This is a genomic window from Pseudomonas mosselii, from assembly GCF_019823065.1.
In the GTDB taxonomy this organism is placed as follows: Bacteria; Pseudomonadota; Gammaproteobacteria; order Pseudomonadales; family Pseudomonadaceae; genus Aquipseudomonas; species Aquipseudomonas mosselii.
Window position 1 is genome coordinate 880,916 of the sequence record NZ_CP081966.1, and the last position, 11,961, is coordinate 892,876.

The window sequence follows — 11,961 nt, forward strand, 5'->3', positions numbered from 1 at the left end:
GCGGCGGTGCGAATTCTGTGGCGACGACAGGGCGAATGCAATCGCCGGTCGGCGCCTTCTACGAGGTTTCCAACCAATGCGAACCGCTCCCACCGCGGCCAACGAAGTGCTGCGGGCGCTCAGGGCCTGCCGTGCCGGGCTTGGCAACGTTGCGCTGTTCACCGCGGTGATCAACGTGCTGATGCTGGCCCCGGCGCTGTACATGCTGCAGGTCTACGACCGGGTCCTGTCGTCGCGCAACGAGATGACCTTGCTGATGCTCAGCCTCATGGTGCTTGGGGTGTTCGCCTTCATGGGTCTGCTGGAGTGGCTGCGCAGCCAGGTGGTGATCCGCCTGGGCACGCGCATGGACATGAACCTCAACCCACGCGTGTTCGAGGCCGCCTACGAGGCCAGCCTGGCCGGGCACCGGGGCGCGGCGGGGCAGATGCTTGCCGACCTGACCGCGCTGCGCCAGTTCGCCACCGGCCAGGCCCTGTTCGCATTTTTCGACGCGCCGTGGTTCCCGGTGTACCTGCTGGTGATGTTTCTGTTCAGCCCATGGCTCGGCCTGATGGCGCTGCTGGGGGCGGTGCTGCTGACGCTGCTGGCCTGGGTCAACGAACGTTTGACCCAGGCGCCGTTCGCCGAGGCCGGCCAGCTGTCGCAGCAGGCCGGCCTGGAGGCCAGCGCCAACCTGCGCAATGCCGAGGTGATCGAGGCCATGGGCATGCTGGCGGCGGTGCGCCAGCGCTGGGCGCGCCTGCACCACGGCTTCCTGGCCCGGCAGAACCTGGGCAGCGAGCGCACCGCGGCAGTCACCGCGCTGACCAAGACCGTGCGCCTGGCTCTGCAGTCGCTGGTACTCGGCTTGGGCGCCTGGCTGGCCATCGAGCAATTGATCACGCCAGGAATGATGATCGCCGGTTCCATTCTCATGGCCCGGGTGCTGGCACCGATCGACCAGTTGATCGGCGCCTGGCGCCAATGGAGTGGTGCGCGCCTGGCCTACCACCGCCTGAATGCGCTGCTGCAGGCCCAGCCGCCGCGCCCGGCGGGCATGCCGTTGCCGACGCCGCTCGGCAAGCTTGCGGTCGAGCAGGTGGGCGCGACGCTGCCGGGCAGCAGCCGTCTGTGCCTGAACAACCTGGGCTTCGAACTGCCGGCGGGCGAGTCACTGGGAATCATCGGCCCGTCCGGCTCGGGCAAGTCGACCCTGGCGCGGCTGCTGGTCGGCGCCGTTGTTCCGGCGAGCGGCAAGGTCCGCCTGGATGGCGCGGACCTGAGGGTCTGGGACCGTGGCGCGCTGGGGCAGCATATCGGCTACCTGCCCCAGGATGTGCAGCTGTTCGCCGGCAGCATCGCCGATAACATCGCCCGGCTCGGCGCGGTGGATGCCCAGCAAGTGGTGGCCGCGGCGCAGCTGGCGGGTGTGCACGACATGATCCTCAAGCTGCCGGGCGGCTATGACACGCTGTTGGGGGAGGGCGGGCTGGGCCTGTCCGGCGGTCAGCGCCAGCGCATCGGCCTGGCGCGGGCGCTGTATGGGCTGCCGGCGCTGATCGTGCTCGACGAGCCCAATTCCAATCTCGATGAGGCCGGGGAGCAGGCGTTGGTCGAGGCCATTGCCAGGCTGCGCGAGCACAAGCGCACGTTGATCCTGATCACCCACAAGTCCTCGCTGTTGGCCGGCCTGGACAACCTGCTGATGCTCAAGGGCGGCCAGTTGCAGGCCTTCGGCCCCACCGCCCGGGTGCTGCAGGACGCACAGCGGGCCGCTCGGCCGGCGCCCGCCCCCGTCGCGCCATCCTCCACACGCAACCCCATCGGCCTGAGCGTCACCTTCGGCCAGCCAAGAGCCTGACACCATGAGCGTACACGCCCTCTCCACGCAAAAGACCGAGGCGAGCCTGCTCAGCCTCGACGAACACCGCCCGGGCCGGGTGGGCCGCTGGCTGGTGCTGGCAGGTTTCGGCGGTTTCCTCCTGTGGGCCGCGCTGGCGCCGCTGGACAAAGGCGTGCCGGTCAGCGGCAGCGTGATGGTCGCCGGTAGCCGACAGGCCGTGCAGCACCCCACGGGCGGGGTGATCGAGCAGTTGCTGGTGCGTGACGGCGACACGGTGAGCGCCGGCCAGGTCGTGCTGCGCATGGATCCGACCCAGGCCCAGGCCCAGGTCGGTTCGCTACGGGTACAGTACGTCAACGCCCGCGCAGCCGAGGCGCGCCTGCTGGCCGAGCGCGATGGCAGGGCTTCGATCGACTTCCCCCAAGGCCTGCGTGACCAGGCCGCCAGTGCCTGGGTGGCCACGGTGCTGGAGAGCCAGCGGCAACTGCGCAGCAGCCGCGCCCAGGCGCTGGAGATGGAGCTTGGCGGCCTGCGCGAGAGCATCGCTGGCGCCGAAGCCTCGCTGCAGGGCCTGCAAGGCTCGCTGGCCAGCAAACAGGCCCAGCGTGACGCGCTGGACGAACAGTTGCGCGGCCTGCGCGAACTGGCTCGGGATGGCTACATCGCCCGTAATCGCCTGCTCGACAGTGAGCGCCTGCTGGCCCAGGTCAACGGCTCGATTGCCGAGGACTTCGGCAGCATCGGCCGCACCCGGCGTCAGGTCCTGGAGCTCAAGCTGCGCATCGGCCAGCGCCAGCAGGAGTACCAGAACGAAGTGCGCCAGCAGCTCACCGAGCTGCAGGCCAGCGCAGAGGACCTGGACAACCGCCTGCGCAGCGCCGAGTTCGAGCTGGCCCATACCCAGGTGCGGGCCCCCGTGGCCGGCACCGTGGTGGGCCTGAGCGTGTTCACCGACGGTGGCGTCATCGCCCGCGGCCAGCAACTGATGGAGATCGTGCCGCGCGATGCGCCGCTGCTGGTCGAAGCCCGTGCCTCGGTGGACATGATCGACCGCCTGCGCCCCGGGTTGCCGGTGGAGCTGATGTTCGTCGCCTTCAACCAGAGCACCACGCCACGAGTGGATGGCGAGGTGACATTGGTCTCGGCCGATCGCCTGATCGACGAAAAGACCCAGCAGCCCTACTACCAGGTGCGCATCAAGGTCAGCGACCAGGGCCTCGGCCAACTGGCCGGCCTGGATATCCGCCCGGGCATGCCGGTGGAGGCCTTCGTGCGGACTGGCGAGCGCTCGCTGCTCAACTACCTGTTCAAGCCACTGGCCGACCGGGTGCATGTCGCGCTGACCGAGGAATAAGGGGATGTCCGTGCTACTGCGTGCCGCCTGCCCGCTGCTGTTGTTCACGAGCCTGTCGGCGCAGGCCCTGGACCTGGGTGACGCCTATGCCCTGGCGCTGCGCAACGATCCCACCTGGCAGGGCTCCATCGCCGAGCGCGAGGCCGGGCTCGAAAACCTGGCGATCGGTCGCGCTGGCCTGCTGCCCAGGTTGTCGTATCGCTACAACCGCGCCCGCAACGATTCCGAGGTGACCCAGCGTAGCCAGTTCGGCGACGTGACCACCCAGCGCGATTACCGCAGCTACAGCTCGACCCTGACCCTCGAGCAGCCGTTGTTCGACTACGCTGCCTGGAGCGACTACCGCCGTGGTGTGGCCCAGGCCGCCCTGGCCGACGAGCGCTATCGAGGTCGTGGCCAGGAGCTGATGGTGCGTCTGTTCGGCGCCTACAGCGAAGCGTTGTTCGCCAACGAACAGATCGCCCTGGCCCAGGCCCAGCGGCGTACCTATGCCGAGCAGATGACCCTCAACGAGCGCCTGCTCAAGGGCGGCGAGGGCACCCGCACCGATGTGCTGGAAACCCGCGCCCGCTACGAGTTGGCGCAGGCCCAGGAAATCGAGGCTGGCGACAATCTCGATGCGGCGCTGCACGCCTTGCAGGCGATCATCGGCGAGCCGGTGGCGGTCGAGGACCTGGCGCCGATGACCGCCGATTTTCGCGTCCAACCCCTGACCCCCACACGTTTCGAGCGCTGGCGCGACCTGGCCGTGGCCCACAACGCCGAGCTGGCCAGCCAGCGCCATGGGTTGGAGGTCGCCGAGCAGAACATCGAGCGGCAACGGGCCGGGCACCTGCCTTCGTTGAGTGCCTATGCCAGCAAGGGCATTTCCAGTTCGAGCTCCGAGAGCAGCTACAACCAACGCTACGATACCGACAGCATCGGCGTGCAGTTGAGCGTGCCGCTGTATGCCGGGGGCGGGGTGCAGGCGTCAGTACGTCAGGCTCGTGCCCAGCGCGATGCCGCGGGGTTCGAACTGGATGCACAGCTGAACGACACGCTCACCCAACTGCGTCGGCAGTTCAACCTGTGTGCCAGCGGCACGGCGAAGATCCGCGCCTACGACCTGGCGGTGAAGGCGGCCTCGGCCCTGGTGCAGGCCACACGCAAGAGCGTGCGGGGAGGGGAAAGGGTCAACCTCGATGTGCTGGATGCCGAGCAACAGCTGTTCAGTGCCAGGCGTGACCTGGCGCAGGCACGCCATGAGTACCTGCGGGCGTGGTTGCAGCTGCGCTATCTGGCGGGCGTACTGGAGGCGGGGGATCTGAATGCGCTGAGCAGGTATTTCCTGTCGCACGGATAGTGCGTCGGCGCTCCGACACCTGCACCAGATAAAAAAGGGAGCCGACGATGCGCGTCGGCTCCCCCTCGATGACCGTCCTGGTCAGCGATCAGTGTTCGGCAACCGCCTTGCGCCTGGGCGCCTCGTTGCCGTGCTCGTCAAGCTCCAGCACCGGAACCTCATTGCCGTCGGCGTCGAACAGCTTGCCGTCCTTGAAGTAGTCGCCATCGCGCAGGGCCGAGATGTCCGAGTACTGGATGGTGCGCTCGTAGGCCGCGGCGAATACCGACTGGTTTTCCGAGTTGCCGGTGGTGAAGTGGTTGAAGATCAGGTTCAGCAGGATGGCCATGATCGCCGCCGAGCTGATGCCGGAGTGGAAGATGGTTTCGAACCAGCTCGGGAAGTTGTGGTAGAAGGTCGGCGCCGCGATCGGGATCATGCCGAAGCCCAGCGAGGCAGCGACGATGATCAGGTTGACGTTGTTCTTGTAGTTGACCTTGGACAGGGTGCGGATGCCGCTGGCCGCCACGGTGCCGAACAGCACGATACCCGCGCCGCCGAGGACCGGGGTCGGTACCGCGGCGATGACCCGGCCCATGATCGGCAGCAGGCCCAGCACCACCAGGATTACCCCGCCGGTGGCCACCACGTAGCGGCTCTTCACCCCGGTCACGGCCACCAGGCCGACGTTCTGGGCAAAGGCGCTCTGGGTGAACGAGCCGAAGATCGGCGCCAGGATGCTCGACGCCATGTCGGCGCGCAGGCCATTGCCCAGGCGCTTGGAGTCGACCTTGGTGTCGATGATCTCACCCACGGCGAGGATGTCCGCCGAGGTTTCCACCAGGGTCACCATGATCACGATGCACATCGACAGGATCGCGGCGATATGGAAGGTCGGCATGCCGAAGTGGAACGGCGTGGGGAAGGCGAAGATCGGGCCTTCGGTGACCTTGCTGAAGTCGGTCATGCCCAGCGCCCAGGCAATCAGGGTGCCGGCGACCATGGCCAGGAGGATCGACAGGCGCGAGATGCTCGCGCTGCCCAGCTTGCTCAGCAGCAGGACGATGGCGAAGGTCAGGGCCGCCAGGCCGATGTTGGCCACGCTGCCGAACTCCGGCGAGGCGCTGTTGCCGCCCATCACCCAGCGTGCGGCCACGGGCATCAGGGTCAGGCCGATGGTGGTGATGACGATGCCGGTGACCAGCGGCGGGAAGAACTTGGTGATGCGCGAGAACACCGGGGTGATCAGGAAACCGATGAGCGAGGCCGCCATCACCGCGCCCAGCACCGAAGGCAAGCCGCCACCGCTCTGGCTGCCGAGGATCGCGCCCATGGTCGCCACGCCGGCGAACGACACGCCCTGCACCAGCGGCAGCTGGCAGCCGAAGAACGGCAGGCCAAGGGTCTGCAGCAACGTCGCCAGGCCCCCGGCGAACAGCGAGGCGGCGATCAACAGGCCGATTTCCGCCGGGGCCAGGCCGGCGGCCTGGCCGAGGATCAGGGGTACGGCGACAATCCCTCCATACATGGTCAGGACATGCTGCAGCCCGTAGGCCAGGTTGGCGCCAAGGCCGAGGTTCTCGTCCTCGGGGCGCGGGGCGGGAGACGTGCTGGGGGACGTGGTCATTGGAGCAGGCTCTCTGTTTATTGTTGTGCCGCTACTGTAGACAACAAGCACAAAAAATTGCCACAAAAATTGTATACAAAGTTTTGATCGTAGCGACGGAACTGGTGCGTCCAGGGTGCGTGAAACCTGGATGCAGGTTGCGTTCCAACTTGCAGGAGGCTGTATCAGAGGGGTGTGTACAAAGCACTTGGCAGGCGTATGAAAGCTGTCTGGCTGGACAGGAAAGCCGTCACAGCCAGATAGATAGCAAGCTAAGAGATATCAATCTTCGATGAGTTCGCGCAGCTCGCGCATCATTTCGGTGCTGTCACCCACGTTCAGTTCCACCAGACGGTGCAGATGGGTCATCGAATCGATGTCGATGTGCAGGCAGATGAAACCCAGGCGGCTCGGCTCCTCGTGGCGCAGTTCGACCTGCATCAGCACCTGGGTCTTCTTGTCGTTGAGGTGGATGATCGCTTCGAAATCCTGGGTGAGGTCGGCATTCCAGGGATCGGGGCGCTCGATCAGCAAGCCCTTGAGCGACAGGTCGAGCAGTTTCACCGGCCAGCGCCGCTCGCCCTGGCGCAGTTCAGTGGGGGCATCGAAGGCGATGCGTTGAAAGCGGCGGCGTTCGTCGTGGTCGCTCATGGGAAAAGCCCTCGGGGGTTCAACCTGACTATAGTGGGTTATGGTGCAGTATCAGGTACCGCAATCTGGCCGCAGAGGCTCTAGACCAAAGCAAGTGTGGCAATGCGCGATGAGTCGCCCTAGACTCGATGGGCGGTCTTTCCAATCCACCAGCTGGAAGTAAACCATGAACAACAATAATAGCCTGCTACGCCACATTCCGTGGCTGGCGCTGGCAGTCATAGGGGCCTGCGCGCTGGGTGTGGTCGCCCTGCGTCGCGGTGAGGCCATCAACGCCTTGTGGATCGTGGTCGCGGCAGTGGCCCTTTACCTGGTCGCCTACCGTTACTACAGCCTGTTCATCGCCACCAAGGTGATGCAGCTCGACCACCGCCGGGCCACGCCCGCGGTGCTCAACAACGATGGCCTGGACTACGTCCCGACCAACAAGCACATTCTCTTCGGCCACCACTTCGCCGCCATCGCCGGCGCCGGCCCGCTCGTCGGCCCGGTGCTCGCCGCGCAGATGGGCTACCTGCCCGGCACGCTGTGGCTGATCGCCGGCGTGGTGCTGGCCGGCGCGGTGCAGGACTTCATGGTCCTGTTCCTCTCCACCCGCCGCAACGGCCGCTCGCTGGGCGACATGGTTCGCGAGGAAATGGGCCGCATCCCGGGCACCATCGCCCTGTTCGGCTGCTTCCTGATCATGATCATCATCCTCGCGGTGCTGGCGCTGATCGTGGTCAAGGCCCTGGCCGAGAGCCCGTGGGGCATGTTCACGGTGATGGCGACCATCCCGATCGCGATGTTCATGGGCATCTACATGCGCTACATCCGCCCGGGCCGCATCGGCGAGATCTCGGTCATCGGCGTGGTCCTGCTGCTGCTGTCGATCTGGCTGGGGGGCCAGATCGCCGCAGATCCGGTGTGGGGCCCGGCGTTCACCTTCACCGGCGTGCAGATCACCTGGATGCTGGTCGGCTACGGTTTCGTCGCTGCCGTGCTGCCGGTGTGGCTGGTGCTGGCGCCGCGTGACTACCTGTCGACCTTTCTCAAGATCGGCACCATCGTCGGCCTTGCCATCGGCATCCTGATCATCGCGCCCGAACTGAAGATGCCGGCGCTGACCCAGTTCACCGACGGCACGGGCCCGGTTTGGAAGGGCACCCTGTTCCCGTTCCTGTTTATCACCATCGCCTGCGGCGCGGTGTCCGGCTTCCACGCGCTGATCTCCTCGGGGACCACGCCCAAGCTGCTGGACAACGAAACCAACGCCCGCTACATCGGCTACGGCGGCATGCTGATGGAGTCGTTCGTCGCCATCATGGCCATGGTCGCCGCCTCGGTGATCGAGCCTGGGGTGTACTTCGCCATGAACAGCCCGGCCGCGGTGGTCGGTGCCGACGTCGTCTCGGTGGCGCAGACTGTGAGCAGCTGGGGCTTCATGATCACACCCGAGCAGCTCGAGGCCACAGCCCGTGATATCGGCGAGCACACCATCCTGGCCCGTGCCGGTGGTGCACCGACCCTGGCGGTGGGCATTGCGCAGATCCTGCACCAGGTACTGCCGGGTGAGAACACCATGGCGTTCTGGTACCACTTCGCGATTCTGTTCGAGGCGCTGTTCATCCTCACTGCAGTAGACGCCGGTACCCGTGCCGGTCGCTTCATGCTGCAGGATTTGCTGGGCAGCTTCGTGCCGGCCCTGAAACGCACCGAGTCGTGGACCGCCAACCTGATCGGCACCGCCGGTTGCGTGGCGCTGTGGGGCTATCTGCTGTATCAGGGCGTGATCGACCCTCTGGGTGGCATCAACACCCTGTGGCCGCTGTTCGGCATCTCCAACCAGATGCTCGCCGGCATCGCCTTGATGCTGGGTACCGTGGTGCTGATCAAGATGAAGCGCCAGCGCTACGTCTGGGTCACCCTGCTGCCGGCCGTGTGGCTGCTGATCTGCACCACCACCGCGGGCCTGATCAAGTTGTTCGACCCGAACCCTGCGGTCGGCTTCCTGGCCCTGGCCAAGAAGTACAGCACCGCGCTGGATGCCGGCCAAGTGCTGGCCCCGGCCAAGGACATCGGCCAGATGCAGCATGTGATCTTCAACGCCTACACCAACGCCGGCCTGACCGTGCTGTTCCTGGTGGTGGTGTTCAGCGTGCTGTTCTTCGCCGTCAAGGTTGGCCTCGCCGCCCTGGGTCGCAAGGAGCGCACCGACAAGGAAACCCCGTTCCAGGCCCTGCCTGACGCTTGAGAGGATCGCCGCGATGTTCAACGACCTGGGTCGACTGGGCAAGTACCTGGGGCAGGCCGCCCGCCTGATGGTCGGCATGCCCGACTACGACAACTATGTCGAGCACATGCGCAAGAAGCACCCGGACAAGCCGGTGATGAGCTACGAAGAGTTCTTCCGCGAGCGCCAGGAAGCGCGCTATGGTGGCAAGTCCGGGCCCAAGTGCTGTTGAACCCGCGACACGCGTGAACCAGTGGGAGCCCGGGCAACCGGGCTCCCACTTTCATTTTCAGCTGCAGGAGACAACCGCGTGCAAACGCCGATTCCCGTTACCGTGCTGACCGGCTTCCTTGGCGCCGGCAAGACCACATTGCTCAAGCATATGCTCAGGGCCGAGCATGGCCTGAAGCTCGCCGTGATCGAAAACGAATTCAGCGAGGCCGGCATCGACAGCCAACTGCTGGGCGATGAACCGGTGCAGGTCATGACCCTGGCCAACGGCTGCGTGTGCTGCAGCATCCATGGCGACCTGACCCGGGCCCTGTACCTGCTGCTCGAACGGCTGGATGCCGGTGAAATCGCCTTCGATCGCCTGGTCATCGAGTGCACCGGCCTTGCCGATCCGGCGCCGGTGGCGCAGACCTTCTTCATCGATGAAGAGCTGCGCGAGCGCTATATCCTCGACGGCATTATCACCCTGGTCGACACCGCCCATGCCGAGCTGCACCTGACCCAGGCCATCGCCCAGGCCCAGGTTGGCTTCGCCGACCGCCTGCTGCTGAGCAAGACCGACCTGGTCGAGCCACAGGTGGTCGACGCCCTGCGCGAGCGTCTGGCGCGCATCAATGGCCGGGCGGCAATCCGCGTGGTCGAGCACGGCCGCATCGACCTGGCCGAGCTACTCGATGTGCGCGGCTTCAACCTCAACCCGGACCTGGGCATCAGCCCAAAGCCCACCTTGCGCCCGCTGCTCAAGCCGGCCACCCCTGACCGTATCTCGACGCTGGTGCTGCGCACCGAAACGCCGTTGGACATCGATCGGCTCAGCGACTTCATGAACGAGCTGCTGGAAGAGCACGGCAAGCAATTGCTGCGCTACAAGGGGGTATTGAACATTGCCGGTGAGGACCGCCGTCTGGTGTTCCAAGGGGTGCTGAAGCTCTATGGCTTTGATTGGGACGCCGAGTGGAAGGACGGCGAGACACGGGAAAGCGTGATGGTGTTCATTGCCGATGAGCTGCCGGAAGAGAATATTCGGGCAGGGTTTGAGGCGTTGTATCACGCATGAGTGGGACGTAGCTGACTGGTTGATGCCGCCAAATGGCGGCATTTTTTTGCCTCGTTCAATACATTGGGCCACACGCTATGGCCCCCTTGAAAGAGGTACCTTTTTTGGTGCGCTTGGTCGAGTCACAAGCGGGTGACTGCCTGGCAGCTGACTGAGGCGATGAAGCAGCAGAAGGTCAGCAAGAAGGCGCTTGCCGAGCGCATGCACACCAGCCGTACGGCGGTCGATCGAGCGCTTGATCAGACGGATGCCGGCATGACGCTGGCAACGCTGGCCAGTGCGGCGAGAGCCTTGGGCCAGCGCGTGGAAATACGTCTCGTGCCGGATGTCGCAACAACTCGCTGAGAACAAGCACAAAAAAGCCCGGCACATGGCCGGGCTTTTTCACATCAGGCGTCCGCCAATCAGTTGCCGTACACCGGCAGCTTCTTGCAGATGGCCTTGACCTTCTCGCGCACGGCGTCGATCACCGCTTCGTTGTTCAGGTCGGCCAGGATGTCGCAGATCCAGCCAGCCAGTTCGCGGCACTCGGCTTCCTTGAAGCCACGGGTGGTGACGGCAGGGGTGCCGAAACGCAGGCCCGAGGTGACGAACGGCGAACGTGGGTCGTTCGGGACCGAGTTCTTGTTGACGGTGATGAACGCCTTGCCCAGGGCGGCGTCGGCGTCCTTACCGGAGATTTCCTGCTTGATCAGCGACAGCAGGAACAGGTGGTTCTGGGTGCCGCCGGAAACGACGTCGAAACCACGCTCGATGAACACTTCGGCCATGGCCTGGGCGTTCTTTACCACTTGCTGCTGGTAGGCCTTGAACTCAGGCTGCAGCGCTTCCTTGAAGCAGATCGCCTTGGCGGCGATGACGTGCTCCAGCGGGCCGCCTTGGGCGCCCGGGAAGACCGCGGAGTTCAGCTTCTTCTCGATGTCGGCGTTGGCGCGGGCCAGGATCAGGCCGCCACGCGGACCGCGCAGGGTCTTGTGGGTGGTGGTGGTGACCACGTCGGCGAACGGAACAGGGTTCGGGTACACGCCGGCGGCGACCAGGCCAGCCACGTGGGCCATGTCGACGAACAGGTAGGCACCGACCTTGTCGGCGATTTCGCGGAAGCGTGGGAAGTCCAGGACCTGCGAGTAGGCGGAGAAGCCGGCGACGATCATCTTCGGCTTGTGCTCCAGGGCCAGTGCTTCGACTTCGTCGTAGTTGATCAGGCCGTTGGCGTCGATGCCGTACTGGATGGCGTTGTACAGCTTGCCCGAGGAGGAGACGCTGGCGCCGTGGGTCAGGTGACCGCCGTGGGCCAGGCTCATGCCCAGGATGGTGTCACCGGCCGACAGCAGGGCCAGGTAGACGGCGGCGTTGGCCTGGGAGCCGGCGTGCGGCTGGACGTTGGCGTAGTCGGCGCCGAACAGCTCCTTGGCGCGGTCGATGGCCAGCTGCTCGACGACGTCGACGTACTCGCAACCACCGTAGTAGCGCTTGCCTGGGTAGCCTTCGGCGTACTTGTTGGTCAGAACCGAACCCTGGGCCTCCATGACCGCCGGGCTGGTGTAGTTTTCCGAAGCGATCAGCTCGATATGCTCTTCCTGGCGCAGGGCTTCTTGCTGCATGGCTTCGAAGAGCTCGGCGTCGTACTTGGCAATGGTCAAATCACGGCTGAACATGGCGGTCCTCAAGGATCGGGCAGAATTGGGGGGGCATTCTAACCGA

Annotated in this window: 9 protein-coding genes and 1 pseudogene; 7 read left to right on the top strand and 3 right to left on the bottom strand. The window is 65.4% G+C overall.

What is annotated here, in order from left to right:
• The first annotated feature begins 76 nt into the window (after window positions 1-76).
• From K5H97_RS03960 to K5H97_RS03970, 3 genes are read left to right on the top strand one after another with little or no spacing between them, the layout of a single operon-like run.
• Window positions 77-1,843 (top strand): type I secretion system permease/ATPase, encoded by a 1,767-nt coding sequence (locus tag K5H97_RS03960; protein ID WP_028691342.1) that lies wholly within the window; start codon window positions 77-79, stop codon window positions 1,841-1,843.
• Between the two features lie 4 nt (window positions 1,844-1,847).
• Window positions 1,848-3,179, top strand: a complete 1,332-nt coding sequence (locus tag K5H97_RS03965) for an HlyD family type I secretion periplasmic adaptor subunit (protein ID WP_028691343.1) — start codon at window positions 1,848-1,850, stop codon at window positions 3,177-3,179.
• Window positions 3,180-3,183: 4 nt separating this feature from the next.
• Entirely contained in the window at window positions 3,184-4,521 is a 1,338-nt protein-coding gene (locus K5H97_RS03970; protein ID WP_036986196.1) for a TolC family outer membrane protein, read from the top strand.
• Between the two features lie 88 nt (window positions 4,522-4,609).
• Here the strand turns inward: K5H97_RS03970 and K5H97_RS03975 are convergent, their stop codons facing one another.
• The gene (locus K5H97_RS03975) at window positions 4,610-6,127 is read right to left on the bottom strand and encodes a nucleobase:cation symporter-2 family protein (RefSeq protein ID WP_028691345.1); all 1,518 of its coding nucleotides are present in this window, start codon (window positions 6,125-6,127) and stop codon (window positions 4,610-4,612) included.
• A gap of 261 nt (window positions 6,128-6,388) precedes the next feature.
• On the bottom strand, window positions 6,389-6,757 hold the full coding sequence (locus K5H97_RS03980) for a PilZ domain-containing protein (protein ID WP_028691346.1): 369 nt from the start codon (window positions 6,755-6,757) through the stop codon (window positions 6,389-6,391).
• Between the two features lie 166 nt (window positions 6,758-6,923).
• On the opposite strand from K5H97_RS03980, the gene K5H97_RS03985 reads away from it, so the two are divergent.
• The 4 genes and pseudogenes from K5H97_RS03985 to K5H97_RS04000 all read left to right on the top strand — a co-directional run.
• Window positions 6,924-8,990: a carbon starvation CstA family protein gene (locus tag K5H97_RS03985; protein WP_028691347.1), complete on the top strand. Its 2,067-nt coding sequence runs from the start codon at window positions 6,924-6,926 to the stop codon at window positions 8,988-8,990.
• A 13-nt stretch (window positions 8,991-9,003) separates the two neighbouring features.
• Window positions 9,004-9,201, top strand: a complete 198-nt coding sequence (locus K5H97_RS03990) for a YbdD/YjiX family protein (RefSeq protein WP_028691348.1) — start codon at window positions 9,004-9,006, stop codon at window positions 9,199-9,201.
• 78 nt (window positions 9,202-9,279) lie between these two features.
• Entirely contained in the window at window positions 9,280-10,257 is a 978-nt protein-coding gene (gene yjiA, locus K5H97_RS03995; protein ID WP_028691349.1) for a GTPase, read from the top strand.
• 126 nt (window positions 10,258-10,383) lie between these two features.
• A pseudogene (locus tag K5H97_RS04000) lies at window positions 10,384-10,602 on the top strand (Fis family transcriptional regulator); the annotation flags it as partial.
• 59 nt (window positions 10,603-10,661) lie between these two features.
• Here K5H97_RS04000 and glyA read toward each other — a convergent pair.
• Window positions 10,662-11,915: a serine hydroxymethyltransferase gene (gene glyA, locus K5H97_RS04005; RefSeq protein ID WP_028691350.1), complete on the bottom strand. Its 1,254-nt coding sequence runs from the start codon at window positions 11,913-11,915 to the stop codon at window positions 10,662-10,664.
• Between the last annotated feature and the right edge of the window lie 46 nt (window positions 11,916-11,961).

Coding starts and splice junctions, on each gene's coding strand:
- K5H97_RS03960 (WP_028691342.1), top strand. CDS start 77: ATGCGAACCGCTCCCACCGCGGCCAACGAAGTGCTGCGGGCGCTCAGG.
- K5H97_RS03965 (WP_028691343.1), top strand. CDS start 1,848: ATGAGCGTACACGCCCTCTCCACGCAAAAGACCGAGGCGAGCCTGCTC.
- K5H97_RS03970 (WP_036986196.1), top strand. CDS start 3,184: ATGTCCGTGCTACTGCGTGCCGCCTGCCCGCTGCTGTTGTTCACGAGC.
- K5H97_RS03975 (WP_028691345.1), bottom strand. CDS start 6,127: ATGACCACGTCCCCCAGCACGTCTCCCGCCCCGCGCCCCGAGGACGAG.
- K5H97_RS03980 (WP_028691346.1), bottom strand. CDS start 6,757: ATGAGCGACCACGACGAACGCCGCCGCTTTCAACGCATCGCCTTCGAT.
- K5H97_RS03985 (WP_028691347.1), top strand. CDS start 6,924: ATGAACAACAATAATAGCCTGCTACGCCACATTCCGTGGCTGGCGCTG.
- K5H97_RS03990 (WP_028691348.1), top strand. CDS start 9,004: ATGTTCAACGACCTGGGTCGACTGGGCAAGTACCTGGGGCAGGCCGCC.
- glyA (WP_028691350.1), bottom strand. CDS start 11,915: ATGTTCAGCCGTGATTTGACCATTGCCAAGTACGACGCCGAGCTCTTC.